This window comes from Dysgonomonas mossii DSM 22836 (assembly GCF_000213575.1).
GTDB lineage: Bacteria > Bacteroidota > Bacteroidia > Bacteroidales > Dysgonomonadaceae > Dysgonomonas > Dysgonomonas mossii.
The window spans coordinates 618,730-645,231 of sequence record NZ_GL892006.1 but is presented as its reverse complement, the minus strand read 5'-3'; the positions used below and the strand labels follow the sequence as shown (position 1 = coordinate 645,231).

Annotated in this window: 23 protein-coding genes; 3 read left to right on the top strand and 20 right to left on the bottom strand. The window is 32.9% G+C overall.

Annotation, left to right across the window (positions count from 1 at the left end):
- Nucleotides 1–106 precede the first annotated feature (106 nt).
- Complete coding sequence (gene dnaJ / locus HMPREF9456_RS09645; protein ID WP_006843326.1) at nucleotides 107–1,243, bottom strand: molecular chaperone DnaJ; 1,137 nt, start codon at nucleotides 1,241–1,243, stop codon at nucleotides 107–109.
- Between the two features lie 15 nt (nucleotides 1,244–1,258).
- Nucleotides 1,259–1,813, bottom strand: a complete 555-nt coding sequence (locus HMPREF9456_RS09640; RefSeq protein WP_006843325.1) for a nucleotide exchange factor GrpE — start codon at nucleotides 1,811–1,813, stop codon at nucleotides 1,259–1,261.
- Between the two features lie 393 nt (nucleotides 1,814–2,206).
- Here HMPREF9456_RS09640 and HMPREF9456_RS09635 point away from each other — a divergent pair, with 393 nt between their 5' ends.
- Both HMPREF9456_RS09635 and HMPREF9456_RS09630 read left to right on the top strand, forming a co-directional pair.
- Complete coding sequence (locus tag HMPREF9456_RS09635; RefSeq protein WP_006843324.1) at nucleotides 2,207–2,734, top strand: hypothetical protein; 528 nt, start codon at nucleotides 2,207–2,209, stop codon at nucleotides 2,732–2,734.
- 469 nt (nucleotides 2,735–3,203) lie between these two features.
- On the top strand, nucleotides 3,204–5,033 hold the full coding sequence (locus HMPREF9456_RS09630) for an SLC13 family permease (protein ID WP_026177068.1): 1,830 nt from the start codon (nucleotides 3,204–3,206) through the stop codon (nucleotides 5,031–5,033).
- Between the two features lie 6 nt (nucleotides 5,034–5,039).
- Here HMPREF9456_RS09630 and HMPREF9456_RS09625 read toward each other — a convergent pair whose 3' ends face one another.
- The 18 genes from HMPREF9456_RS09625 to HMPREF9456_RS09540 form a co-directional block, all read right to left on the bottom strand.
- The gene (locus HMPREF9456_RS09625; protein ID WP_006843322.1) at nucleotides 5,040–5,522 is read right to left on the bottom strand and encodes a GAF domain-containing protein; all 483 of its coding nucleotides are present in this window, start codon (nucleotides 5,520–5,522) and stop codon (nucleotides 5,040–5,042) included.
- Entirely contained in the window at nucleotides 5,515–6,231 is a 717-nt protein-coding gene (locus tag HMPREF9456_RS09620) for a WecB/TagA/CpsF family glycosyltransferase (protein WP_006843321.1), read from the bottom strand. Before HMPREF9456_RS09620 ends, HMPREF9456_RS09625 begins: the two co-directional genes overlap by 8 nt.
- Nucleotides 6,232–6,240: 9 nt before the next feature.
- On the bottom strand, nucleotides 6,241–7,392 hold the full coding sequence (locus tag HMPREF9456_RS09615) for a glycosyltransferase family 4 protein (RefSeq protein ID WP_006843320.1): 1,152 nt from the start codon (nucleotides 7,390–7,392) through the stop codon (nucleotides 6,241–6,243).
- A 22-nt stretch (nucleotides 7,393–7,414) separates the two neighbouring features.
- Entirely contained in the window at nucleotides 7,415–8,527 is a 1,113-nt protein-coding gene (locus tag HMPREF9456_RS09610) for a glycosyltransferase family 4 protein (RefSeq protein WP_006843319.1), read from the bottom strand.
- Nucleotides 8,524–9,756, bottom strand: a complete 1,233-nt coding sequence (locus HMPREF9456_RS09605) for an O-antigen ligase family protein (RefSeq protein WP_006843318.1) — start codon at nucleotides 9,754–9,756, stop codon at nucleotides 8,524–8,526. Before HMPREF9456_RS09605 ends, HMPREF9456_RS09610 begins: the two co-directional genes overlap by 4 nt.
- A gap of 2 nt (nucleotides 9,757–9,758) precedes the next feature.
- Nucleotides 9,759–10,544: a glycosyltransferase family 2 protein gene (locus HMPREF9456_RS09600; RefSeq protein ID WP_035329735.1), complete on the bottom strand. Its 786-nt coding sequence runs from the start codon at nucleotides 10,542–10,544 to the stop codon at nucleotides 9,759–9,761.
- A 299-nt stretch (nucleotides 10,545–10,843) separates the two neighbouring features.
- Nucleotides 10,844–11,437 carry a hypothetical protein gene (locus HMPREF9456_RS09595; RefSeq protein WP_006843315.1) on the bottom strand — a complete coding sequence of 198 codons (594 nt, stop codon included), beginning with the start codon at nucleotides 11,435–11,437 and terminating at the stop codon, nucleotides 10,844–10,846.
- A gap of 104 nt (nucleotides 11,438–11,541) precedes the next feature.
- Nucleotides 11,542–12,711: a sialidase family protein gene (locus tag HMPREF9456_RS09590; protein WP_006843314.1), complete on the bottom strand. Its 1,170-nt coding sequence runs from the start codon at nucleotides 12,709–12,711 to the stop codon at nucleotides 11,542–11,544.
- Nucleotides 12,712–12,731: 20 nt separating this feature from the next.
- Nucleotides 12,732–13,424: an acylneuraminate cytidylyltransferase family protein gene (locus tag HMPREF9456_RS09585; protein WP_006843313.1), complete on the bottom strand. Its 693-nt coding sequence runs from the start codon at nucleotides 13,422–13,424 to the stop codon at nucleotides 12,732–12,734.
- A gap of 1 nt (nucleotide 13,425) precedes the next feature.
- Nucleotides 13,426–14,970 carry an aldolase catalytic domain-containing protein gene (locus tag HMPREF9456_RS09580; RefSeq protein ID WP_006843312.1) on the bottom strand — a complete coding sequence of 515 codons (1,545 nt, stop codon included), beginning with the start codon at nucleotides 14,968–14,970 and terminating at the stop codon, nucleotides 13,426–13,428.
- 30 nt (nucleotides 14,971–15,000) lie between these two features.
- Nucleotides 15,001–16,035, bottom strand: coding sequence for a glycosyltransferase family 2 protein (locus HMPREF9456_RS09575; protein ID WP_006843311.1), 1,035 nt, complete (start codon nucleotides 16,033–16,035; stop codon nucleotides 15,001–15,003).
- A 7-nt stretch (nucleotides 16,036–16,042) separates the two neighbouring features.
- Nucleotides 16,043–16,975 carry a polysaccharide pyruvyl transferase family protein gene (locus HMPREF9456_RS09570; protein ID WP_006843310.1) on the bottom strand — a complete coding sequence of 311 codons (933 nt, stop codon included), beginning with the start codon at nucleotides 16,973–16,975 and terminating at the stop codon, nucleotides 16,043–16,045.
- Nucleotides 16,972–18,243 (bottom strand): hypothetical protein, encoded by a 1,272-nt coding sequence (locus HMPREF9456_RS09565; RefSeq protein ID WP_006843309.1) that lies wholly within the window; start codon nucleotides 18,241–18,243, stop codon nucleotides 16,972–16,974. The genes HMPREF9456_RS09570 and HMPREF9456_RS09565 overlap by 4 nt, the downstream gene beginning before the upstream one ends.
- Nucleotides 18,240–19,457: a CapA family protein gene (locus tag HMPREF9456_RS09560; protein ID WP_006843308.1), complete on the bottom strand. Its 1,218-nt coding sequence runs from the start codon at nucleotides 19,455–19,457 to the stop codon at nucleotides 18,240–18,242. Before HMPREF9456_RS09560 ends, HMPREF9456_RS09565 begins: the two co-directional genes overlap by 4 nt.
- A gap of 9 nt (nucleotides 19,458–19,466) precedes the next feature.
- The gene (locus HMPREF9456_RS09555) at nucleotides 19,467–21,002 is read right to left on the bottom strand and encodes an MATE family efflux transporter (protein ID WP_006843307.1); all 1,536 of its coding nucleotides are present in this window, start codon (nucleotides 21,000–21,002) and stop codon (nucleotides 19,467–19,469) included.
- A 7-nt stretch (nucleotides 21,003–21,009) separates the two neighbouring features.
- A complete protein-coding gene (locus tag HMPREF9456_RS09550; RefSeq protein ID WP_006843306.1) occupies nucleotides 21,010–22,089 on the bottom strand; it encodes a Wzz/FepE/Etk N-terminal domain-containing protein in 1,080 nt (359 codons plus the stop codon).
- A gap of 1 nt (nucleotide 22,090) precedes the next feature.
- A complete protein-coding gene (locus HMPREF9456_RS09545) occupies nucleotides 22,091–24,508 on the bottom strand; it encodes an SLBB domain-containing protein (RefSeq protein WP_006843305.1) in 2,418 nt (805 codons plus the stop codon).
- A gap of 300 nt (nucleotides 24,509–24,808) precedes the next feature.
- Nucleotides 24,809–25,399, bottom strand: a complete 591-nt coding sequence (locus tag HMPREF9456_RS09540) for a D-sedoheptulose-7-phosphate isomerase (protein ID WP_006843304.1) — start codon at nucleotides 25,397–25,399, stop codon at nucleotides 24,809–24,811.
- A gap of 132 nt (nucleotides 25,400–25,531) precedes the next feature.
- On the opposite strand from HMPREF9456_RS09540, the gene HMPREF9456_RS09535 reads away from it, so the two are divergent.
- The gene (locus tag HMPREF9456_RS09535) at nucleotides 25,532–26,455 is read left to right on the top strand and encodes an HU domain-containing protein (protein WP_006843303.1); all 924 of its coding nucleotides are present in this window, start codon (nucleotides 25,532–25,534) and stop codon (nucleotides 26,453–26,455) included.
- Nucleotides 26,456–26,502: the final 47 nt, after the last annotated feature.

The following is a 26,502-nucleotide window of genomic DNA, read 5'->3' as shown; positions in this document are numbered from 1 at the left end:
CTATGATTACTTTTTATAACTTCGGATGTTGTGTAAAGAAATAAAAAAGCAACTCTCCCTATATAGAAGGAAGAATTGCTTTTTATTTATCTAAATAATATTGAGATTAATCGAACATCTTTCTGAAATGAGTGAATATTTTCTCTTTTACCGATTTGCTAGGCTGAAAGTTAGGAGAGTTCTCCAACCCTGTGAGGGTCTCCTTCTCGCTGTCGCTGAGGTTTTCGGGAATATACACACTGATGTTTATCAACAAGTCTCCCGTGCCGTATCTGTTGATGCTTGGCAAGCCTTTATTTTTGAGTCGTAAGACCTTACCCGGTTGAGTTCCCGGTTCTATCGTTACTTTTACTTTTCCGTCTATAGTAGGCACAACGACACTGCCTCCCAGTGCGGCTGTTGAAACACTCAGCAGTAGGTTATAGACTATATCATTGTCGTCTCGGAACAATTCAGGATGCTGTTCTTCTTCTACCAAGATCAGCAAGTCGCCATTTATACCACCATGACGAGCTGCATTTCCCTTACCACTCATCGATAGTTGCATGCCTTCTGCTACTCCGGCAGGAATGTTGATGGTTATCACTTCTTCTTCTCGGGTGATACCTTCTCCGGCACAGTGAGCACATTTTTTTGTAATGGTCTTTCCTTCACCATTACATGTCGGGCAGGTAGACTGTGTTTGCATTTGCCCCAAAATGGTGTTCATCACACGAGTAACAACTCCCGAACCTTTACAGGTCGAACATGTTTCGTAGGCTGTGCCTTTGTCGGCTCCTGTACCCTTACAGTGTGTACAAGAAACAAACTTGTTTACTTTTATCTTTTTCTCTACGCCCGATGCGATATCTTTCAGAGAAAGTTTAACTTTTACACGAAGGTCTGAGCCTCTGTTTGTTCTAGGGCCACGTTGACCGCCAAACCCGCCAAATCCTCCTCCAAAGTGCCCACCGAATATATCGCCAAACTGAGAGAATATATCATCCATCGAGAATCCTCCTGCACCGCCAAATCCGCCGGGAGCTTCGTGCCCGTATCTGTCATATTTGGCACGTTTCTGCTCGTCGCTCAGTATCTCGTAGGCTTCGGCAGCTTCCTTAAATTTTTCCTCTGCCTCACTATTTCCCGGATTTTTGTCGGGGTGATACTGAATTGCTTTTTTGCGATATGCTTTTTTTATTTCCTCTGATGTTGCGGTTTTTGTAACCTCCAGTACTTCGTAATAGTCTCTCTTTGTTGCCATCGAAATATGCTTGTTTTATTTTGCAACAATTACTTTAGGATATCTGATGACTTTATCGTCGAGTGTATATCCTTTTTGTATACTGTCTATGATTTTGTCTTTGTCTTCTTCGCTCTGAGCCGGAACGGTAGTCACCGCCTCATGCTTATCGGTGTCGAATGCGTGACCAATGGTTTCTATTTCCTTTACTCCGTGCTTGGTAAGGAAGTTTGAAAACTTGCTGTATATAAGATTTATACCTTCTTTTACGGCATCTATATCTTCCGTTTTAGAGATGTTGTCTAATGCTCTCTCAAAGTCGTCGACTACTGCTATAATGTCTAGCAAGACTCTTTCGCTACCTGATTTAAGCAGTTCAGCTTTTTCTTTTAATGTGCGTTTGCGATAGTTATCGAATTCTGCATTAAGGCGTAGGTAAGAGTTGTTGAGCTCATTATATTTTGCTTCCCAATCAGTCACATTGTCACTTGCTTGGTCTTCTACATTTTCTTCTGTCTGATTATTTGTCAGATTGTCTGTTTCTACAAATTCATCTCTTTCAAGATCTTTATCAGAAATATCCTCTTTCATATTTTATATTTATTTTATTTTCAGCTAATAACAAAGATGTTTTCAACAAATTAACAAGCGTAATTTATTGTATCCAAATTGATGTTGATAAGTATATAGCAAAAGGCTTGCCAAAATTCTGATCGAGTCTAAATTCTCAATAAAATATCGATTGTTCTTGAAAGGAATATATAGAGTATCTTTTTAGTGTTGAGCGGATTGGTATATCCTTAAACTGTTGAGCTTTATTTTTTTGAGATATATAAAAAGTAAATGCAACGAAAAAGACTCGTTTTGCATCATAATATTATAGAAGATGAACTTGCTTATTTCTATTCAGAAAGTATTGCTTAAATAAAAACATCCAGATTATAATAATATATTGCTAATAAAGACCCCCAAAGTGTATAGACTATGAAACATAAAATGCTACTTATACTGTTGTTCGTTGGTTTTGCTTTTACATCTTGTGATAAAGGCGATTTTGAATATGAAGATAAATTCAAGGATAGTAAGGAAGTTTGGAGTCGTTTTAAGAAACAAACCAATAATACATACGAATATACAACAACAGGAAGTACATGGGTTGGTTATTCTTGGCAAACGACTATAACTGTTTATGATGGCAAAGTAAATAGACGAAGCTTTAAATATACCGGCTATCCGAATGACGTAAGTCCTGATCTTGAATTGGAATGGACCGAAAACGTATTGGAACTAGGTAGCCATAAAGATACGCCGGCATCGGATGTTTTAACTCTTGATGAAGTCTATCAAAGGGCAGAACAAGATTGGTTGAAAAAAAGAAAAGGCACAGAAACTTACTTTGAAACAAAAAATGATGGAATGATTTCCTTGTGTGGCTATAATGAGAAGGGCTGCCAAGATGATTGTTTTAGAGGGATAAGTATCAAAAGCATCAACTCGATCACTTTTGATTAAGAATATATTTTTGCCATTTGTGTAACATTTAAAAAATATTTGCGTCTAACATAATGTGTGAACATTCTTGTTTTTGTAGTGTTTTAGAGTATAATTTATAGAAAGATATTCCTTTTTCACATATAAGTATCTTTGTACACAGAAGCGTGTTTGTATGTTGTTGTTTTCTGAACAGAAAGGAGTTTTGCTTGTAGACTTTTAGCCTTAGGCACTTCATTCTGTTCGGAGACAACTAAATTCCTCTCCTTAGCAAGCCGTAAGAAAATTCTTCGTATAATGTTCCTTTTTCTATAAAAGAGACTTCGTACTCAACGAAAGTGAAAAAATACAAACAATTCTTATCTTTTTATTGTTGTTGTTAGAAACAAGTAGCTGGATGAATCAGTATTTTTTATCTTTGCATTGTTTACAAACTGGAAAGGAATTATAAACAATTACGCAAATGGAACTTTCGTCTTTACTATCTCCCATCAATATAACATTAGCAACTTTGTTCGTCGCATCTTTTTTCTTCATGCGGGGAAAGGTTCGCTCAGACCTCGTGGCTGTATGTGCTTTACTCATATTGGCATTAACCGGAGTGTTGACACCTACCGAAGCTTTAGCCGGTTTTTCTAATTCGGTTGTAATTATGATGATCGGTCTCTTTGTCGTAGGAGCCGGTATTTTCCGCACAGGGCTGGCAAAGATGATAAGTAGCAAAATACTTCAGACCGCAGGGCAGAATGAGAATAAACTATTTATTCTGGTCATGTTGGTTACGGCTTCTATCGGAGCTTTTGTGAGTAATACGGGTACTGTGGCCGTGATGATGCCTATTATTGTGAGTATGGCTGCCAGCGCCAATATAAGTCCACGTCGTTACCTTATGCCTTTGGCTTTTGCCAGTAGTATGGGTATGTTCACATTGATTAGTACACCTCCCAATCTTGTGATTCAGAATGCGCTTGTTGATGCCGGATATGAGGCTTTATCCTTTTTCTCGTTTGCACCTATCGGTTTCATTGCGTTGGGTATTGGTGTTGTGGTTCTCTTCTTTTTGAGCAAATTACTTGTTTCGAAGAGCGACTCGTCTTCGGGTAAGAAGAAAGAAGGAAAATCCTTGGCTGAATTGGCTCAGGAATACCAACTACAACAACAATCTTACAAGGTGGAGGTAAAGTCCGATTCGCCTTTGTTGAACAAAACTCTTGCCGAACTAAAGATTGCATCAACGTATGATATCAGTGTCAGTAAAATTATACGTAAGAATGGTAATTCGAGATTCAGAAAAAAGCTTGTAGAGGAAGTTGCAGGTCCTAAGTCGGTAATATTGAAAGATGATGTATTATACTGCCTCGGAGATATAGAAAATATAGAAAGATTTGTTTCTGATAATGCTTTCCATTTGGAGAAAAAAACCGATGCAAGTCCATTCGCAGGATTTCAGGAGTCGGGTATTGCAGAGGTCTTTATTATGCCAAATTCGAGATTGATAAATCGTACGATTTCTGAAATTAGTTTCAGGGAAGAGTATAATGTAAATGTATTGGGTATTCAGCGTCAGAATGAATATAAGATGCGGGATATTAAGGATACTAAGTTACATTCGGGGGATGCTCTTTTGATACAGGGTACTTGGAAAGATTTGGCGAACTTAGATAACAGACAGGATGATTTGGTGCTTGTTGGTCAACCACTGAAAGAGGCAGCTAAAGTAACATTGGATCAGAATGCTCCTATTGCAGCCGGTATAATGATATTGATGGTATTGGCGATGGTGCTAGAGATTCTTCCTTCGGTGATTGCTATAATGTTAGCTGCTGTGCTGATGGTGGTAACGGGCTGTCTTCGTAATATGGAAGAAGCGTATAATAGCATAAACTGGGAAAGTGTAGTGCTGATTGGTGCTATGTTGCCGATGGCCACTGCTTTTCAGAATACAGGAGTAGATACTCTTATCTCAGGTTCTTTGGTTAATCATTTGGGAGATATGGGCCCTTATGCATTGCTTGCGGGGATTTACTTTTGTACGTCTTTGCTCACTATGTTTATAAGTAATACTGCCACAGCTGTGTTGTTTACACCTATAGCCTTGAAGGCTGCTGAGGGGATGGGCATAAGTCCTTATCCGTTCTTGTTTGCAGTAGCAGTTGCCGCTAGTATGTGTTTTGCTTCTCCATTCTCAACTCCACCCAATGCGCTGGTAATGACTGCGGGACGTTATACCTTTATGGATTATATGAAGGTCGGCTTGCCTTTGCAAGTGATTATGGGAATAATTATGATACTGGCCCTGCCTTTACTGTTTCCTTTCTAAAACAGATTAATTGATTTTATCTTCAAGCAGCTTCACTATCTGCTCGAGGTAAAGAGCGTCCGTTTTGTCGAAATGATTGAGATGTTCACTGTCTACATCTAAAACAGCGATTACGTCGTTATGGTTGAATAGCGGTATTACAATTTCGGACTGTGATGCCGCATCACAAGCTATATGACCGGGAAATTGGTTAACATTCTCTACTATAACGGTTCGCTTTTCTTTCCATGCTGTGCCGCAGACACCTTTACCGTATTTGATACGGGTACAGGCTATTGTTCCTTGGAATGGGCCAAGCACAAGTTCTTCTCTTTTTACGATATAGAACCCTACCCAGAAAAATCCAAACGTCATTTTCAAGGCAGCAGATATATTTGCCATATTGGCAATAGTGTCTGTCTCTCCTTCAAGTAAGCTTTTTAGCTGGGGTAGGAGAGTGAGGTATTTTTCTTCTTTGGAAGAGGTGGATATGTGGAGGTGTTCAGCCATTTATTTTTTCTTTAATAATATAAAAGATAAATTTAGTATTTCCTATGATGTATCGTTTCCACATTCTACGAGGTTCTTTGATTAATCTATATAGCCACTCTAATCCATTTCTTTGCATCCATTTAGGAGCTCTTTGTATGTTGCCTGCATAAAAGTCAAAAACAGCTCCTATGGAGCATATATGACCTACCTTTAAATTATCTTTATTTTCAAATGCCCATTTTTCTTGTTTTGGTGCTGTCATACCAACAAAAAGAACATTAGGTTTAAACACATTTATTTCATTTATCATAATTCTATTTTCTTCTATAGAAAATAGCGATTTATATGGTGGTGAGTATGTTTTGATTTTAACATTGGGATATTCAAGAGCAGCTTTAACTAATATTTTTTGTAATATCTCGTTTTTGCTACCTAAGAAAAAACAACTTCCATAGATATTGTTCAATCGATTCATTTCCCATTGAAATAAATCAAATCCTGCAATCCTTGTTAATTTATCTCCTGATAGTATTCTTTTGGCCCAAATAATACTTTGTCCGTCTGGTAATACATAATCGGATTGCAATAATACTTTAGCAAATTGCTGATCTTTTTTTGCTACATTATATGAATGAGCATTAATTGTATTTATTAGAATACTCTTCTTTTCTTTAGAAGATATATCATTAAGATTTCTTAGGGCATTGATTGTCTTTAAGTTGAACATAGATAGTGCTTATTTAATAGAATTACTATATATATTTAGCAATATTTTTTTATTTATTTCAGGAGTGTATTTATTTAGATAAGAGTCTCTAGAATTTAAATAAAACTCTCTTTTTTTTTCAGAAGAAATGCTTTCCCATTCCTTTAATTTTTTTACTAAATCTTTTGGGTTATTTGTTTCAAACAAAAGTCCATTAAATTGATCCTCAATCATGGATGGCATTGCTCCAAGATTACTGGCTAGAACAGGAGTCCCTAAAGCAAGAGCTTCAATAATAGTCATTGGCATTCCTTCGTACCAAATTGAAGGGAAAACTAATATAGAACTATTTTGCATATAATAAACTACGAGCGCTTTTTCTAATTTTCCTAAATATTGTATATTTGGATGTTCCTTCCCAGCTAATATTACTTCATTTACAAGCGGACCATCTCCCCCAATCTTAATAGTGTAATGAACTTTCTTAAATGCTTCAAGTAAACATCTTATACCTTTTTCTTCACTGATTCGTCCGATGAATAAAAAGTCTGATTTTTTTAAATTACATTCTAATAGTGGATTTTCTGAAAAGTTTGGTTTTATTATAAATCGGTCTTTATCTATGCCAATATAGGATTCTGTAAATAGTTTCTTCGCAAACTCAGTTAATACAATATATTTTTGAGGCATATTCCATGTGCCTAATATTTTATGAAACCAAACAATGAATGCGACCCAAAATGTTTGAAATAAAGAATCTCTAAATACTTTGTCTTTTATAGCTTGGTAAGGGAAGCTTTTATTTATACTTTTTTTATATATTATGCCTTTATGCATCAGAATGCCTGATGGACAGATTAATCTATAATTATGTAGAGTTATAATAAGTGGGATTTTCTTCTTCTTTATAGTTCTGATAATTAATGGTCCTGATGCGTAATGCCAATTATGCAAATGTATAATATCAGGCTGAAATAATTTTATTTTTTTTCTAACTTTGATTGCTGCATAAATATTCCATATTGAAAAAAGAAATTGTATCATACCTTTCAATCCTTTTTTATTTTGAAAAGAAACCTTTTCGACAATATTGTCTTCTGCCAATAAGGAATATTCTTGTTGAAAAACCGTATCTTCACCCCCTGATTGTTGGTAATATGTATGGATAAGAAGTATTTTCATCTTAATGATAAGATTTAAATAATTAAGAGTCAAATTGAAGTTTATTTACTACTTCTAAGTACTCTGATGCTATTTTATGCCAGCTAAAACGATCACGATCTTTGAAATTATGCTCTCCGATTATTTTTAATTTCTCTCTATTTTTTGAGATATTGAGTAATATATTTTTTAAGTCTTCTTTATTATGGAAAAAATACCCACTAATGCCATCCTTTATGATATCATCAGCCACTCCGATGTGTCGCGTTATTACGCATCTCCCAAGAACATATGGCTCAGCAATACATAATCCAAAAGTTTCAGAGTTAGAAGATATAACCCCTATATTGGATTGTAGGTAGAAATCTTTTATTTTACTCATAGAGCATTGACCTGGGAATATAATTTGCTTCTCTACTTTAAGTTCATGAGCTAGCATTTTCATTTTATCAAGTAATTCTCCTTCTCCAGGTAAGCATAAATTAGCATTTATTTCCTTAGTCTCATATACATATTCCGAAAAAGCCTTAATTAAAATATCTTGATTTTTTCCAGGTCTGAATTGAGCAGGAAAAACTAAATTTAAATTATCTGTATTGCTTTCTTTATAGTCTTCAAAGAACGTGCTGGAAACACCTATTGGTAATAATATTATTTTGGGAGTTAACAACCTAAATTTCTTCTTTAAAAAGGAAGATGAACATATAATCTTATCAGAGAATAGAAGTAGTGCAAAACCAATAATCAATCTTCCAATGAATGCTTTTATTGGGTGTAAATTATTTCTATAAGAATGAATAGAATAGATCACTTTAAATCGGTAGCGATGGTGTAAATATAGTTTGCTCCTAGCAATTGTAACTAATGCCAATTGCCAATTAGCTTGGACGTGAATTAATTTTATATTGTTATCAAGAATATAGCTCATTAGCTGTTCTATGTGACATTTGTAATTATTATGTACTTCCAAGCCTTCAAGATGAAGTATTGGTATGTTCTGATCTTTTAGAGCCTTAATCAAATTAGCTTCTTGTTCTTTCGAACTTGTTACCGCATGTATGTTTTTATACTGTTTATGTATAGCTTTTATTTGTTCAACGAGTAGTGCTCCTACACCATTATTGAAACCTCCATCAACAAAAAATAAGATTTTCATATAGTTGTTAGATTTTGTCTTTTTACATATAAATAGATATATACAGCCAAATAGGAAGAGACTAAAGGACTAGTATATGCATGGCCTCCATATATGGCATGCAATATATAAAAGCTTAATCCAATCGTAAGCCAGTATGATAATAGGTCTTTGTTCTTTAAATAACTTTTGATTGTCTTACCTAGAATACGTATAGGAAATATCATTAGTAATATTGCGAAAATGAGACCGTAGATTCCGATCAAGTCTATGGGGTCTACTTCCACTCCTTTGGGATTATTTAGTCCTAATATGTATTGTATCGAAATACTAAATTGGATTCCTGTACCAAATAACCAGTCAAATAAGGAGAATTTCTCAAATGTTTTAAAAGATGCTTCTATAAGGTAATCTCTTCCAGACATCTCCATAAATATTCCTATAATGTTACTATACTTTTGTGATAAATACGAGTCATTAAGTATTAAGTTTACAATGAAGTTAATAGATTGTATTAGGCCAAAAGAGAAAAGGAGAATAACTATTATTCTTTGTTTGAGAGTGCTTTTATAATCTTTTGTATTATTAAAAACTATATTAAAAAAGAAACATAGCATTATAGCTCCAGTACCAAAGTAGCAGGCCATTGAACCGACAAAAATAGTGCCAGCAGACATGGTTAGAGTTGCTATTAAATATATTTTCTTTTTTGTTTTTAGAAAGCAAAAGCAGGACAAGGCATTTAATAACAATATTGTTAAGCCGACATCATTCATCGCGATGAAAAAACCTTTGGTTCCAAAAGTGTTTTCTACATACGCACTATAACCAAAATCAAAAATATAACTTAATATTAAAACTGAAGCTGCAGTAAAACCATAACCAATGGCACAATTTGAAACAGTCCAAATATTATCAAAATATTTATTCTTCAATAAAATGCTTAATACACAAAAGATGTATATAATCTTGATAAGGTTAGAAATGGAGGATATAGAAAAATACCCCATTATTATATGATAACTGAAAGAGATAAAAGAAGTAATTAAGATTAAAAAAATGTATCTAGAGAATCTGTTTTTAAGTAGATAAGGCAGGGCGAAAATAACTACAGCACCTCTATAAAGAATGCCAATCATGCTCTCACCTTCTCCTGATGCTCCTTTGAGATAACCATTAAGGCAATCTATAACAATAGGAAAAGACAAAAGAAAGAATGGATATAAATATTTTTTTTGTAAAATCTTCATATTCACAGACCTCTTCTCTTGTAATATTTCTGTACGATACCTTTAGGTAATATGTTTTTAAAAAACACTCTGATTTTCCAAATAATATAACTTATAAGAAAAGATATTTTCCACGAAATTTTATTTTCAATACCATGTATTCGTGCATCTTCATATCTATTTATCTTAAAATTATTTGACATTCCTGTTCCATAATCGAAAACAGAAATTACAATTGATATATATTGGAATAATTTATGCTTTCTATAGCATTGTATGAAAAAATTATAATCCCCACTACTTTTAAAAGATGTATCAAAAGGCATTTCTTTTAATAAATATGCTTTTACAAATGATGATGGATGGCCAAAGGTCATTTTCTTTTCTATGAGCTCTATTGGTTCAGGCTTGTGTATATATGAAGTTTCTATATTAGAAATACTTATTTCTGTGTTTCCATAAACAATATCAGCATTGACGTCATGTAATTGTATAAATTTTGAAATAACATTATTATCTAAGAAATAATCTCCACTATTTATAAAATTAATCCAATCTCCCGTAGCTTTGGTTATGCCTTTATTCATCGCATCATAAATCCCATTATCAGGTTCACTAATCCAATAAGCGAGTTTGTCCTCATATTTTTTTATTATATCAACAGTTCCATCAGAGCTTCCTCCATCAATAATTATATATTCAATGTTGCGATATGTCTGGTTTATAACAGATAGAATAGTTTTTTCTATAGTTGACAACACATTATAGGAAACTGTAATGACTGTTATTTTAGGATTATTCGTTTGCATAATTATTGATTTATAAATGAGTGAAGCTCTCACAACATATTTAATTATTCGTATATCTTTTATAGCTATCAATCATTGAGTTTTCTGTACAATTTAGGATGTTACTTCCTAAATATTGTGAATATTCAAGCAGTAAATCATGACCTTCAAACATTAAAGAGATACCCTTTAAATATTCACTTATTTTCCAGGGTTCATTATTATCGTTTCTAAGAATAGGCTTTAAGGCAGCTGTATCGTTATTATAAAAATGAATATCTCTGTTACATAACTGATTTTTATCATTTATGCATAATGAATCAAAAAAAAGTGTGGTCAACTCCGTAAAGATTTATATTTGTATATCCTTTATTTAAAGCTACAAATATAGCTAAATTGGCTACACTCCCAAAGGGGGGGGCTGCAAGACCTTTTTTGTAAAAGAAGTTTCTCACATTAGGAAATCCCTTACATATTAAATTGTTTATTTTTATAATATTAATATATTTGTTTTTAAGCTGACTAAATGAGACAAAACTACGATAAAAAGGTGATGGTATAAAAATAGTCAGATTCCAATCCACCTCATTTTCTAATATTGAAAATAATTTTCTTACATCTTTTATTCTATGATTTTCATGGAAAAACATGGGATCTGCAAAGCAGTAATATTTAGGTTTAATTTTAAAAAAAATATTATCAAAAGCAAAAAAGTTTAATACAATATAATCAACGTCTTTAAATTCCTCTTTTATTAAGAGATTGGGTATGATATCTTTTAAAGAAGGTCCATTGGCTAATACGGCAATAGTACCTAAAGATTCTTTTTTTATAGGATTCCAAAAATGACCATGATATATCAACTTTATCAGAAAAATAATAAAATAAAAGCTGTTTTTTATAAAATCTTTCATCCTAGAGAAATAGTATTATAAATTTATGCAATAGTATTCATTATGCTTAAATACTTCGCTTGTTCGTTTTTTGTTTGAAAATTTAATATTAAAATGATAAAAACTCATTTATAATATTCAGAGTTTTTCTTTCCTTCCATATAATATATATCAGCATTTTGCGATGTGCCAGCATAATAAAATATATTCATGATATTATCTGATGATATAGTGCCACCGATATAACCACTATCACCAATTCTGTCTTGAGGGGGTAAATAGTGTATTCGAAACTGTTCTCCCATATTGTCATTTTTTGCATCATCTTCATTTGCGGCACATTGATATATACTTGAATACCCATCACTTTCAGTAAAACGACTATGATAAATGAATTCAACTTTTTTGATATCTTTATGATAGAAAAGATGACCATTCGCTTCTGTCATATTTATGATAGACTTTGATGGAATAGGCAATTCCCAAGTTAATCCCCCGTCTGAGCTTTTTGTGAAATATGCAGGTATTTTGGTTTTATATCCTGCCATAGATGTAGCTCGCATGTAGCATATAATAGTTCCATCAGAGAGTTCACACCAGGCGGGTTCAAAATGATAGCACTTAGGCATAGAGGAATAATTCCATGAGTAACCGTTATCATCAGAGTAAAGTACTCGGGCTTGTTTTTGATATAATCCTAAAGTCAATATTCTCCCTGATTTCAAAACTAAAAAGCCTTCAACCCACCCAAGAAAGGGCTTCATTATACCACCTTCATTTATCAATAAACTTTGAATACTCCATGTTGTACCTTTGTCTTTTGATCTATATACCTTTGTTTCTTGTATACTTCTTGAATTATTATTTATATTTACAACTAAAGATATGTAATCTCCATTCTTGGCAATACCACTAGCTTGGGTTTTACAACTAATACCCTCTGATAATCTATCTGCGACTATTTGTAGATTGCTAAAACCTCCTGTAGGAGATTTGAATCTCATAGCTACTTTATTGTTGATCACTTCATGTGCATTTTTTATATCATAAAAAATAATAAATTTATTTATTTCTTTATCGTAAGCTACTGTAGCATGTGTCCAACTCGAATGTTTCCCTTGTATTAATTGTCTTTTATCTATACCTTTGAATGCTATTCCTTTATTGACTAATAAATATGGTAATTGAGGATTGTCAATTATTGGAGGATTGAAATTTATAGAATCTTCTGCAGTGCACGAAGCTATTGTAAAACATAAAAAGAATGTAAATATTAGTAATAAGTTTCTTTTCATCGTTGTTATTTAAGATTGATTTATTCTGATAATGTTTGCTTATATATAATTTCTGCTATTTTGAAATCCTCTTCCCAATCAATATCAAATGATTTTATCTGATCGAGCTCATAAAAGTACGGAGATTTACCTATTCTATCTTTGTATAGATTGTAATTATCAATGGAATTAATGAAAAAAGCACTGTTTGCCTCATAAATTGGGGATAAAGTCTGTGTGCGAGGCCATAATTCTATAGATCTGTCATAGTTTACAGATTTCCCATTTTTATAAAAAAGAAATTTCCTCAATAATGTTACGCTCATTAAAGAATCATATCCTTGTGCTAAAGCCTTAAAATATTTATCAATAGCTTTTATATAATCGTCCTCATTGCACATTGGGGATGTGACATGTGTCCACATAATATGCTCAGTCTTTTTCATAATTGACGGAACATATTGTATCAACTCATCTGTAGTCGTAGAGGATGTACATAAATATTCGGGACGAATATCTAAACTTATTTTACTATTATTTAGTTTCTTTGCATATTCGATGATTAAATCATCATTTGTAGAAAGTACAATTTCATTTATTAGAGGTATCTTAAGTAGTTGCTGCAACTTGATCTCTAATAGACCATTTGTTATACCTGCAAACGGTTTGATGTTCTTCTGTGGAACACGTTCGCTTCCAGCTCTGCATGGGAGGAATACTGAAATACTATTCATATTATAAATAAGAATATAAGGATGACACAGTTAGTGAATATTGTGAAGGGAATAAAGAGCGAATGGACTTTACTTTATTTGCTGCTTTAGCAAAAGTATATTCATTTTCTACTATCAGATCTCTCTCTTTTGATGTAATAATCATATTGTCATACCCGTCATAACCAATGATAAATAGATTGTCTACACCCAATTCAATAGCGGTCTGAATTGCCAATACCGTATGTGAATCAATATATTTATTTGTAAAATCTACTCCATTTAATTCGAACGATTTTTTTGCAACAATAGAAGGGATGTATGTCCCCATTTTTCGAGGATAAGGAGGTAGAATACATTGTCCGGAAAAATCATTTAGATCTCCATTAAATACACTTTCGAGTCGGTATCCTTCATTCCCAACAAGACAGAAAAACTGCTCTCGTTTTACATTTTTATAATATTTTGCATTTTTCGAACTTGCATGAATAATACAGATATCCGATTGTTTTTCTAAGAATTTAATAACTCCTTCCGAATGAATTCGGGGAGATGCTCCTCCTCCAATTAATAATGCAGATTTAAATTTTCTGTCTGAGTTAAACTTCGATAATTTAACATTATCAGCTTTGCCTTCTTTTTGATTATTAAGGGTTCGAATAATACTGTTAAAAGAATAAAATCTCTTAGTGACCCAGTCCATAACATTTTTTTGAGGGAGGGAGTTGCTCCCTGATACCATGTATGGTAGATTAGTTCCCCATTCATATTTCTTTTGTAGTTGAGTAAAAATACTAACAATCTCACTTAAGGAATTATAATCTACATCTAATTTTCCTTTTGCGTTTAAAACTGACAATAATAATTCAGTTTTTAAATTTCCAGCTCCGCGACCCATTCCTGTTACAGTACTGTCTATTATTGTGCATCCTGAATCTATTGCTTCTAAAGAATTTACCAACGCCATTTCAATATTATTATGTCCGTGGAATCCTATCGGCATTGTTAAAATGTTTTTTATTTGTCCTACTATATTGTTAACATCTACAGGATACACTCCACCGAATGAATCTACCAAGCAGAAAGAATCAATAATGCCATTTAATACACTTAATTCTCTGAGACTTTTTATGTCCTTAAAAATATCAGACATATACATCAGGTTAAAACCAACTTCATAACCTAATGCCTTTATTGATTGTGATAAAGTTATGGCTGAAGATAATCGTTTGGGATCAACAGCTAATCTCACTATATCTATATAACTCTTTACTTCACCTAAAAGATTAACTACTTGTTCAGGATTGTTGTCCCTCTCATTCAGCATTATTGAAATCTTCTTCGAAGGAGCTAATTCTCGTGCTTTTATGAGTAAAAACTCCGGACAGTAAAAAAATTTACCTAAATACTCTTTTTTAGGAAGACTTCTATATCCTATCTCAATGATATCAATAGGCAATCTTTCCATACATCTAAGATATTGTTCATATAATGTATCTTCAAAATCCCAGTTATTGTAATAGCCTCCGTCTCGAAGTGTACAATCAAGTATTTTTAATTTATCCATTATTAATAATTTTATCTTTTGCTAATAGTTTTATTTTACAAGTTTACTCTTCATGCCTATAATAAATAATAAAAACCTGCAAAGTAAAATTTTTACAAACAAATTAGGTGTTTTTGTTATAAAGTAAATTATCCAATGACTTATATTTTTGAATTTAACCATTTTCTTAAATGGAAGAGGATAATCTAATATATTATAGATATAAGTTTTTTTTTCATTATAAGGAATCTTCTCGCTTTTATATATAGCAATCGCTCGAGGTATCCCTTCCCGAAAGATATGTTTTACCATGTTTGGGAAGAAGTCATAGTTTGAGAAACTTGATAAAGATTCTTTCTTCTTTAGAAAAATATCTTCAAAAATTTTTGCGGCTTCAGGAGTATATGACTTTCTTGTCTGTGCCATTATCGAATTGTCCATTTCATAATAGGAATAAAAGACGTCGGATATTAACTGGCATGATCGAGCATTTAATATTACTTCGTAGGTAAATAAAACATCTTCATAAGTGAGATGGCTACACCTGATATTGTTCTTTCGTAAAAAGTTAAGATTATAAAGTTTATTCCAAGCATAAACATTTATGTGTATTCCATCTTTATAATAAGCTTTTGCAACAGAAAAAATACCATCGTCATAAATAATATGGTTTTTGTAGATAATCTGTTCTTTTAAACAACCTTCAGAGGACATAATTCCATGTGAAGCCGCTATGAAATCTACAGGGTATTCAATCATGAGCTTATATAATATACTAATACAATCAGGAGTAATATCGTCATCACTGTCTAAAAAATACAAATATTCACCTTTAGCATTTTCTATTGCTGTATTTCTTACTGCCCCTAATCCAATATTGATTTCATGGTCAATAACTCTGATATCTTTGCCCCTTTGGTGATTCTTTGCGACATCCATTGCAATAGCCATACTATTATCAGAACCTCTATCATCGATAAGTAAAAATTCTATTGATTCAAAAGTTTGATTCAATGCAGATAATAATGCTCTCTTTATATATTTTTCTACGTTATATACAGGTATGGCAATTGTTACTTTATACATAATCTTATTATCTTATAAATTTTATAAAATCAGAATCAGATAGCCACGTATCATAAAAAGAGCTGTTTTTTCCATAAGAGTTATCAAAAAAAACAAAAGGTTTATTAAGCAATATTGACAAAATAGCTACATGGAGTCTAGTTGCATATATATACTTGTAATTACTTAAAAAAACAACTCCTGTTTTAATTAAGTAAGGTCTATAGATATAATTGGCATATTTATCCACTACTGATTTACCTAAAAAACCAATTTTTTGGAATGTTTTTGTGATTATATCAGAATGTTCCATCGTCGGCCAATCATGTATTTCAACATTTCCTTCTTCGGTAATATATTTATAATAATCATTTCTTAATGAAAGTTCTTGATCTTTCCTTTTCAGCAAAAGAATATCTTTTATTGGTTTAGCTACATACTTCTTTAATCTTTGCTGTTCTATATAGAATGCCATATCTGGTAATAATAAGATATTGTTACTGAAGTGTGTTTTTAAAAAATCATAAGAAATTTGATCCCGGGCACATATAGTAAGGTTTGGATGTGAAGCCATCTTTTCTGCATCCGCCTTGACTTTAAGCTCATTTTTATACCAAACTGTCTGAGGAAAAATTATAATCTTATTGTTTCGATATTGTTTAATGATATCTAAACGAAAATCTTGAAAACGTCCCCATAAATCACCGAAATTTCCGCCACCTTGTAAAATAATTATTGTGGATGATTGGAGGTTTTTGTGCTTAAATGTTTGATTCGAAGCCTTATATAAGCATTTGTGCGGTAGTGTTTTTAGAAAAGACTCCGTACCTTCCCAAATTAATGTATCCCCTATATTAGAGTAGTAAGGTAAATCTAAATAAATATAATCCGAATCAATTAATGGAGTTAACTCTTCATATATCTTATTTTTTAATTCGTCTATTTTTTGTTGGAAATTCATTTTAATATTGTTCTTTTTATTTTGTTTATAATTCTGTGATACAAAAAATAAGCTTTCTTCCCTGGATTGTTATTAATTCTTTCAAAATCAGTTGTGTAAATCCATTTTAATTCAGGATTATATACTTTGATATCTTGGTTTTCTAAAAAACGCTGTTGAATATCTTGCCAATAAGCAACAGAGACACTATTCATTTTTAATTTATATTTAATGAACTTTTTTATTGTAGGGTTATCTTCTTTTTTGTATAATAGACCAAAGTTATTAGGGTTCTGTCCTTCTGCAAGAATGCCCATTATGGTTCTATAGCATTTTTCACATTTACAGCAGTTTCTCCCTCCTGACGATTGCCAACATACCCTCAACTCAATCGATTTGTTTTGTGCTATGGCATATTTAGTAATATTTTGTATTTTATCCTGTCTTGTAAATTCATAGCCGTCATGAATTGTCTCACAATTTGCAAATCTTACAAAATTATCAATAGTAGGGTCTGAAGCGCAAGGGACTTTACCTGCATCTTTGCTCGTAAATGAAGAAGCAATATATACAAGGTTAGAGTTCAATAAATAGGCTAAGGGTGCAGCATGTCCTATCAACCCAATACCATGTTGGAATCCGTGCCACCAATTGTCTTTTGCATTCTTAGTCACCAAAAGGCTCAAGACTCCTTCGTTCAAAAATTTCCGAAAATTTGACTTTATATAGAAATATTCTAAGTTAAACTCAACCGCTGTTTTTTCGATATGTTGCTTAACGTTATTCCAACCTTTAATATCTTTAAAGAAAATGTCGGACCCCCATAATGTTAATAAAATTGGTTTTTCTTCAATATGGTTAACTAGTGTATTGAATGCATCGACTCCTCCACTAAAGAATGCTAGATTGTTATTTTCTTTAATCTCATATCTGTTTTCAATTATTTCATCAGCATTCAAGTTTCCTTTAAATTCCACATTCGGATACATATTGATATATCCGTTCTTAAACATAGGAACACTTTCATAGAAGCTTTTGTCTACAGCCTTTACTTTAACTTCGGCATCTAATATCCATGCAATAGGTAATATATTACAGAGGAAAGGTACTATTAATAAACTATCAGGAACAGATGCAATATCTAATTTTCTGTTCTGATCAACACCATATTCTATAAAAAAAGATTCTTCAGAATTGAAATAGTCTTTCAAAGAATTGGAATATGTAAAATTATATAATATGGAATTATTAGTTGCTATTATGTTTGTTACTATAATTTGGGGATTCATAGGAAATATTCTTTTTCTAAGTTTATATTTTTACACCTAGAATTAGTGAAAATATTGTATATCTTTAAATTGTCCGCTAGGAGTTTTCTTTTTTCTTCACTATTATTACAATTGTTAATTAGATCGTATAGTAAAACTGTTTTAATCTGACCTTCTTTTATAGATATATTTTTTACTATTGAAAAGGAGTGTTTTTCTAATTTTACCTCAAGATCATCTTTTAATAAATATAAATTGAATAGTATTGAATATTCAGCCATTTTATCGTAAGGCGGAATCTGTACGCCTATAGTGGAGGAAAAATTACCTAAAGAAAAAGTGATTATCTTATTGTCATCAAATTTTCTATAGGAGTGGATAACATGTTCATGATTACAGATCACAGAGTCAACGCCATAGCTAATTAGCTGATCTATTATCTTTTTTGTTTTAACTAAAGGCTTTTCATTATATTGTCCTCCAGCATGTAGGCACATGATTATATAGTTTGCACCCAGGTTGCGCATATTAGCTATATCCTGTTTTATCTTTTTCTTGAAATAAAGTCTACCTTCATTACGCTCATGTACAGGACAGAAGATATGTTTTTTGTGAAATAATTTTCTTGCAAATCTCTCAACAACTTGTTTGTATAATTTATATAAGCGCGAATAATATATTCTTCTGTAAATTTTATTATGTAATTCTTGTTCTTGATATAAATTTACCTTATAAATATCTTTTCTACTTAAATAGTTATGGTTGTGAAATGCATTTGTACCATATGTATATGATAAAAAACCAATATTAATACCATTAATTGATTCAATGATACCTGTTGTTTGGTGTTTAAGAGGGAGGGTTAGGTTAGTCCCTGTGTGCTTAAGATTTATTTTGTCAAGTAACTCAATTGTTCTATTCAAACCTTCAACTCCTCTATCTAGACAGTGATTATTTGCTGTTGTAACTAAAGATATTCCACATTTTTTTATAGCGAGTGCTAATTCAATAGGGCTATTAAATGTATATTGTTCTGAACAAAAATCAGTATCTCCAATGGGTGTTTCCAAGTTACCTACAATAAAATCTGATTCTTGAAAATACTTCTCACAAGAACTAAATTTTTCAAGAAAACTATAGTGTCCTAAACTGTTTTTATATGCTGATATTTCTAGCATATCGCACATGATATCGCCCGTGAATGTGAGTTTAATACTATTTTTATTCATATTCATTTAACCACTTTATTTTGTAGAAAAGCGTAATTTTTTTTTAATTAATGCTAAAAGGTAATTTCTTTCCATTTTTGTTAATCCAAATAAATATATACTTATAATAGAGGTTACTACGGAAATAGATCCAACGGTCAGGAGCCTAGTGATACCAGATGGTAGATATAAATGAATTATTAATGGAGGCGTTATACTTGATATAAATACAATAATATCAATAAGAAAAACCTTTCTTATATATTCAATTATACCTATACCGATTGCTTTTTTTAAAAAAAATAGCCGAACTGGAATGACAACAATGCACAGAATATTTGAAACAATCAAAGCCGCACTTGGTCCCGCACCTAGCTTATATAATAAAAAAGACAATGGTAAATTTAATAAGAAAATACCTGCTACTATTAGTTGAAAATCACGAATCTTACCTGTTGCATTTATTGTTGACCATACAGTAAATGCATAGCTTTCAATTAATGTAAAAATGATTATCAATCTCGTTAGGACAACTGTATATTCAGGTACTTTTTTTAACCACAAATGTAAAATAATCTCTGTCTCTAAAATAGCTGATATGAAAAAGAACATAAGTAAGAAAAAAGAAAATCTGGCACCTCTAAATATTAGATTTTTCATTTGTTCTCTTTCTCCGGCTGCATATGATTTAATTATTGAGGGGATTAATGCTGTTGTAAAATTATTCGAGAAATTATAGATAGCATTATTCACTTGATATGCAATAGCATTAGCTGCATTTACGGCTGGTCCAAAAAATACATTGATTAGCATATTTATACCCTGATTTTTTAACACAACTTGTAGATTCCCCAAAAAACTCCATGAAGAAAAACCAATCATCTCTTTATAAAGCTTCTTCTCTCTACTTATAGCGATATTATATTCAGTAAAACTACGTTTGCAATAGATATGATAAAAAATATACATGCCAATAGTGATAAGTAGATTAAGAGCTCCTAATGTAATGAGTTTGTCAAAAGCTGTGATACTTATTATGTAAGCAATACATAATTTTAGTATAGCGTCAGATATTCCTACGTATGCATATATATTCATTCGCTCGTGTGAAATAATCATTGCATTTAAAGGTACTTGCGTGATACTTAAGAATGCCGAAATTACGACAAATTGATAGATTACATTACAAGCAAACAGTCTGTTGGAAGGGATTTCCAATATGTTGTTTACTATCCATAAACCTCCTGTTTCGCACAATATAACAATAATAATAGCAATTGCAAAATGGATGTTGAACGCAGTACAAAACGTTTTTTTTACTTGCTCTTTATTTCCTCGACCTAATTCAAAAGTTAAGAAACGTGATGTCGCGGACCCTAACGCTCCATTTAGAAAAGCAAACAAAGTAATGACACCGGCAATCACATTATTCAGCCCATAATCTACAACACCTAAAGCATTTAATATCACTCGAGATGTAAACAATGCAACAAACATAGTTAACATTGTTCGAAAATACAGGAATAATGTATTTTTTGCGACTCTTTTACTATTTTCAGAACTGGATGTCATTCAAGTATCAATTGTTATCAAATAACAAAACTTTTATATCATTTCTTGCTATCCATGCACAGGCTCCTATAAAAGAAAGGAATAAAACTCCTAATAATATTATTTTTTTTTGTGGTTTCGATGCGTACAACGGTTCTATAGAAGGTTGTATAATTGTAAATACAGGTGTTGTATTTTGTACTTTTATTTTTGCCATTTGTAATTGTTGTGCTGTCTGATTATATACAGAGTATGCAAGAGTTACCTCATTTTGAAGTCTTTCTTGTGTAGTTCTATATCTTGCAGAAACTACATTCATATTACCATCAATAAACGAAGCAAGAGTCGACTGTGCTTTATTATAATTTTCCTTAGCTTCTTGATTTAGTTTTTCAGCAAAAAGTAAATCCTCTCTGGCTTTTTGTGTCCGATACTTTATAATGTAAGATTGAAGATATGAAGTGAGAGTATCTGCTATCAACGCAGATACTTTAGGACTTTGCATGGTGACATCTATACTTATGGTACTTGTCTTTTTGTCAGAGCTAACTGTTAACTTACTTCTTAATGATTCTATTACTGCGGTCTCTTCCTTCGATAGTACTCTTGGAGATTTTTCTTTACTTTCAATTGTTGGTTCAGATGAAGTAATTAATTTTTTTAGATAAAACGGAACATTCAATAAATATCCCCACCATGCCCCCTTTTCGTAGTCCTTTATATAGGTATATAAGTTAGTATCTATCGCCTTATCACTGTCGCTAATCGGAATTTCAAACAACCCTTTAAGAAATGACGTTGAGCTAAATATCGTGGGATATAAATTAGGTGAAGCTAAAGCATCTTCACCTGAATTATTATTCAAATTTATTCCTGCTAACGCAGCTAACGATCCCATATTCCCAGACGTTGTAGATTTTGAATCAGGAATAAGTATTACCGTCGTTGTATACTCCTTAGGAATACTAAAAGCAACTACCAATCCGAAAATAAGACCTATACCAACAACTTTTAGTATAAACTTTTTCTTTAGCCAGATTTTCTTACCTAATGCTAGTAGGTCTATTTCTTTTTCCTCTGATATATTATCTTGTCTTTGTTCTTCCATTTTACTTGCTCAAATTATTTATTAATAAAGCAACGACAGAAGCCATAGAAGTAACACTGGTACCTAGGCTTAATATCTGAGCTAATGACATTTTCTCTTTCTGTTCCTTAGAAGGGATGACAATATTACATCCCGGTTGGATTGCATCTCTGTTTGACCCCTTTACCTTGGCAACAGTCCCATTCATATATACGATATATGCTCTTTTCTTTTCAGCCAAATCACTGTATCCTCCAGCTTGATTAATGTAGTAGGATACTTTTTGCCCTTTCTTATACAGAACAGTATTTGGGTACATGACAGATCCATTTATTTTTACCGTATTATCATATTCCGGTACAATAAGCTGATCCCCTTCTCGAAGAACAAGGTCATATTCTGATTTTGGATTTGCAATCGCTTTGTCCAATTCTATACCTACTGAGTAATATGGATTAATGTTTAGTAAATCTGTAGAAATAGAGTCTTTCAGTCCCTTTGATAGGGCTTGCATAGCTTTTCTCTCTTCAGTCATTTCCATTATTGTTTTTTCTCTTAATAACCTTGCTCCGGCAGAAAATGCGTGGGGGGTTAAATTTCCGGCTCGTTTTACAATATCCGAAAGTCTTTCAGTTTTCTCCTTCAAAGCATATCTGCCCGGAAATAGAACTTCTCCTGCAATTTCTATATTTCTTTGTTCGATATATCCGGGGCTACGTCGTACGTAAACTTGATCGTATGGACTCAATACAAAATCCGGCGGACCATCTACTACCAATCCATCTTTTATATTAAACGTATAAATATCGGCTATTACATTTGGGCTCTCAATACTTAAAGGGTCAACAATCCTTCTCGAAACATCCACTTTTGCTAAAGAGGCTGACTTTAGAAGCCCTCCAGCTTTGATGATTAAGTCTTCGATACTTGTTCCTTCGGCATAGTCGTATTCACCCGGAGTCTGTACATCTCCATAAATTGTAAAGCTGCCCAATTCAACTAATACGCTATCAGAAGCTATGAGGAGCATATCATTTTTCTTCAGACTGATATCCGCCGTACGACCATCAAGAAGATTTTTCAGGTTGATGGGAACTGTTTCACGTGTTAAGTCAGCTCTTTCCCTTGTGAGTATCGCTCTGTTGAGGAATGCATTTTCTTTAATACCTCCGGCTTTTTCGATTAGATTCTTTATTGTTTTTATCTGTTCGCCCACTTCATAGTAACCGGGTCTGAATACTGCACCTTTTATTTCAACTCTATTGTCAAATTGATTTAAGCCAGCACTGACAAGTATCTTATCTTTATCGTCTAATATAAAGTTCTCAAAATCTTTTGAGCTAACAGTATAGGCCTTATCGTATTTCCCTGTCTTTCTCGTAATATCTATTTTTTCTTTGTATGCATCGCCCGTAAAACCACCTGAGTATTTGATTAGGTCTGAAAGGGTTTCAGTTACTGTCATCTCATAAAACATAGGGCGTTTTATTTTTCCGACTATTTCTACGAGGGAAATATATGGAGGAACCATAATAATATCTCCGTCCATCAAACGGGTTTCGCCACTTGCATTCCCATTCAATAGATACTGATAGATATCTATTGTTTTTATGAGCTTACCTTTACGATACAGTTGAATAGAACGTAAGGATCCTATGTCGTTTATCCCTCCGGCGTTGTATAAAGCATGAAATACAGATGAGAGAGAAGATAAAGCATACGTACCCGGTACGGCTACTTCTCCTAATATGTTTATCTGGATAGTACGTATTTGTCCTAAGCTAAGTTTTATTTGTGAAGATCCTCCTTCGCTACCGATGCCTGAATAGACACTCGAAAACTTTTGTTGGATATAAGAGTTTGCTTCTCTTATTGTCATTCCGTTTAAGTAAACAGGTCCAAGTCTGTCGACGACAATACTCCCTTCCGGAGAAATTACTTGTTGAAGTGATGTTTGAGATGCCCCCCATATATCTATGACTATTTCATCGCCGGGACCCAATTTATAATCTTCGGGCGTCGGGATATTCATATTGGGCACAAATGAAAGATTCTTCTGATTGAATATATTTTTACCAAAAATTACAGGCTTTTTATCCTCTAAAAGTCCATTTTCTCGTTGGTATTCCAACAGTCTGGCTATGGAATCATTTCTAAGAGCATACGTTTCATTCGTTACGTCTTTTCTTAGTGTTGGTCTGTTTGTAGGGTTGTTTATATTGGAGGTATTCTGATTTTGCTGATTTACCTGACTTTTTATTCTTAATAGCTGATCTTGAGTTGCTCCCCGCTTCAAAAGTTCGGTAGCGATCATTTGTTGGGAAGTTCCTTTGGCTGCCTCTGTTTTAACATATTCTATGACCTGCGAATCGGACATCTGGGCAAACAACAGGTTTCCTGAAATTAATGAAATAAAAAAATAAAGAATAACTCTTTTCATATATTTAAAATATTAAAGGCTTAAAAGCAATGACTCTAGATTTTCTATGTTAATTTGTATTGAAGGTTTATCTTTTCTACACAATTCAATAATCTATAAATATCCTTTTTTAACAACTGGTGGTGTTTAATTGGTTGCAAGTCAGATTGTTGCGGGATAATTTGTTTTGATATTGTGTCTTGATCATATAATGTTTGTTCTTTTTAACGTTACAAATGTAGCTAATTTTTAAATTAAAACAATTTTAGATAATACATATATTGGTATCTGGAGTAGGTTTCAATACAATCAAGATTGAGTCTACTTTAGATTCCCAAATAACTCTTCTTCAACGATACAGCAAATAATATGAGCTATCAGTATATGTGATTCTTGTATTCTTGGAGTTTCCTCCGACGGAACTTTTATACAAATATCACATAGATCAGAAGCTTTGCCTCCCGATTTACCTGTCAAGATTATAGACTTTATACCTTTTTCTTTACATGCATGCAGTGCTCTGACAATGTTTTCGGAGTTCCCCGATGTTGTAAGACCGATAAAAATATCCCCCTCTGTGCCCTGAGCATGTACTTGCCGCTCAAAGAGTCTGTCGAACCCATAATCGTTTCCTATTGCAGTTATAATAGATGTATCAGTAGATAATGCTATGGAAGGGATTCCGGGTCTATCGAAATAAAATCGGCTGACAAACTCCCCGGCTATATGTTGTGCGTCTGCAGCACTTCCTCCATTTCCTGCAATCAGCGTCTTTTTTCCTCTTTTATACGTATCCACTGTTGCTGTAACGGCATCTTTGATGCTTGCCATGACAGCTGGGTCGGATAGTATAGATTCCTTTACAGAGATAGACTTTCGGATGTGCTCTGTAATAATTTGTTCGAGTTCCATATTCTGTTTTAGCTAATTAGTCTCAAAAGTAACCTTTTTTTAACAATCTTCACGATTAATTGTTAGTAACTTTTTAAATAAAAGACAACGTCATCTTTTTCATTTCTACAACTTATAATTATCTTTGTCTTTATGGAAAACAAAGTTTTTACATATTTAGAATTTGCCTTGCCAATCCATAACTGTGTGATTATACCGGAGTTGGGTGGTTTTATTGTCAATCAGGTGGAGCCATTACATCATATTGATGCTAATGTGTGCGTACCCGGATATATGATAACTTTCAACCCTGATCTGAAACATGATGATGGTGTAATCGTCTCTTATTATATAAGAGACGGGAAAATGACATATAATGCTGCATTGCAAAAAATAAAAGATTTTGTCAAAGGGTTAAAACAAGAGCTTTCTACTCAAAAGCCTGTAACTTGTGGAAGACTGGGCAGCCTATACATGAATAAGGAAGGTAAACTTCTGTTCGAGGCTAATCCATCTTTTGTATTTCCATCTCTTTATGGTCTTACCGCTGTAGGGTTAAGCAACCTGTCGGATATAAATAGGCGTGAGTCTGCTTCGAGGAAAAGCTTTCCGGTTAAATATACCCTCGGAAGTGTTGCTGCTGCTGTGGTTGCCATGTTTTTATTCACTGTACCATCAGCAAATGTAAGTAATAATACAGGTTTGCAAGGAGGGATACCTCAGCAATCGGGCTTTATCTATTCTCTTGCAGAACAAGTAAAACCATTGTTGGAGGTTGATTCTGTTAAGGTTGTCGATGCGAAGGCAGAGAGTAAAGAGTCTGAAGCACAGCCTCAATCTTTACGTACCTACTATATCATTGTAGGAGGAGAGGATACACAGTCCAGAGCTGACCGTTTATTGGATAAGATAAAGAAGAATGGACTTCATAGTGCAAGTATACTAGAGTCGGGAGGTCGTTTCCGTATCTATGTAGCTTCATTCTCTGATAAGCCTGAAGCCGAAGGCTTTTTGGACACATTCCGTAAAGAGAATCCAAAATACGAAACAGCTTGGTTGTATTCCAAAAGGAACTAGTTTGTAGAACAATATATAGCAAAAAAGAGGAAAGATAATCTTTCCTC

Coding starts and splice junctions, on each gene's coding strand:
- HMPREF9456_RS09625 (WP_006843322.1), bottom strand. CDS start 5,522: ATGGCTGAACACCTCCACATATCCACCTCTTCCAAAGAAGAAAAATAC.
- HMPREF9456_RS09545 (WP_006843305.1), bottom strand. CDS start 24,508: ATGAAAAGAGTTATTCTTTATTTTTTTATTTCATTAATTTCAGGAAAC.
- HMPREF9456_RS09610 (WP_006843319.1), bottom strand. CDS start 8,527: ATGAAAATCTTATTTTTTGTTGATGGAGGTTTCAATAATGGTGTAGGA.
- HMPREF9456_RS09540 (WP_006843304.1), bottom strand. CDS start 25,399: ATGGAACTCGAACAAATTATTACAGAGCACATCCGAAAGTCTATCTCT.
- HMPREF9456_RS09575 (WP_006843311.1), bottom strand. CDS start 16,035: ATGTATAAAGTAACAATTGCCATACCTGTATATAACGTAGAAAAATAT.
- HMPREF9456_RS09570 (WP_006843310.1), bottom strand. CDS start 16,975: ATGAATTTCCAACAAAAAATAGACGAATTAAAAAATAAGATATATGAA.
- HMPREF9456_RS09595 (WP_006843315.1), bottom strand. CDS start 11,437: ATGAAAGATTTTATAAAAAACAGCTTTTATTTTATTATTTTTCTGATA.
- HMPREF9456_RS09640 (WP_006843325.1), bottom strand. CDS start 1,813: ATGAAAGAGGATATTTCTGATAAAGATCTTGAAAGAGATGAATTTGTA.
- HMPREF9456_RS09535 (WP_006843303.1), top strand. CDS start 25,532: ATGGAAAACAAAGTTTTTACATATTTAGAATTTGCCTTGCCAATCCAT.
- dnaJ (WP_006843326.1), bottom strand. CDS start 1,243: ATGGCAACAAAGAGAGACTATTACGAAGTACTGGAGGTTACAAAAACC.
- HMPREF9456_RS09590 (WP_006843314.1), bottom strand. CDS start 12,711: ATGAAAAGAAACTTATTACTAATATTTACATTCTTTTTATGTTTTACA.
- HMPREF9456_RS09620 (WP_006843321.1), bottom strand. CDS start 6,231: ATGTTCAACTTAAAGACAATCAATGCCCTAAGAAATCTTAATGATATA.
- HMPREF9456_RS09615 (WP_006843320.1), bottom strand. CDS start 7,392: ATGAAAATACTTCTTATCCATACATATTACCAACAATCAGGGGGTGAA.
- HMPREF9456_RS09605 (WP_006843318.1), bottom strand. CDS start 9,756: ATGAAGATTTTACAAAAAAAATATTTATATCCATTCTTTCTTTTGTCT.
- HMPREF9456_RS09555 (WP_006843307.1), bottom strand. CDS start 21,002: ATGACATCCAGTTCTGAAAATAGTAAAAGAGTCGCAAAAAATACATTA.
- HMPREF9456_RS09565 (WP_006843309.1), bottom strand. CDS start 18,243: ATGAATCCCCAAATTATAGTAACAAACATAATAGCAACTAATAATTCC.
- HMPREF9456_RS09550 (WP_006843306.1), bottom strand. CDS start 22,089: ATGGAAGAACAAAGACAAGATAATATATCAGAGGAAAAAGAAATAGAC.
- HMPREF9456_RS09635 (WP_006843324.1), top strand. CDS start 2,207: ATGAAACATAAAATGCTACTTATACTGTTGTTCGTTGGTTTTGCTTTT.
- HMPREF9456_RS09560 (WP_006843308.1), bottom strand. CDS start 19,457: ATGAATATGAATAAAAATAGTATTAAACTCACATTCACGGGCGATATC.
- HMPREF9456_RS09585 (WP_006843313.1), bottom strand. CDS start 13,424: ATGAATAGTATTTCAGTATTCCTCCCATGCAGAGCTGGAAGCGAACGT.
- HMPREF9456_RS09600 (WP_035329735.1), bottom strand. CDS start 10,544: ATGCAAACGAATAATCCTAAAATAACAGTCATTACAGTTTCCTATAAT.
- HMPREF9456_RS09580 (WP_006843312.1), bottom strand. CDS start 14,970: ATGGATAAATTAAAAATACTTGATTGTACACTTCGAGACGGAGGCTAT.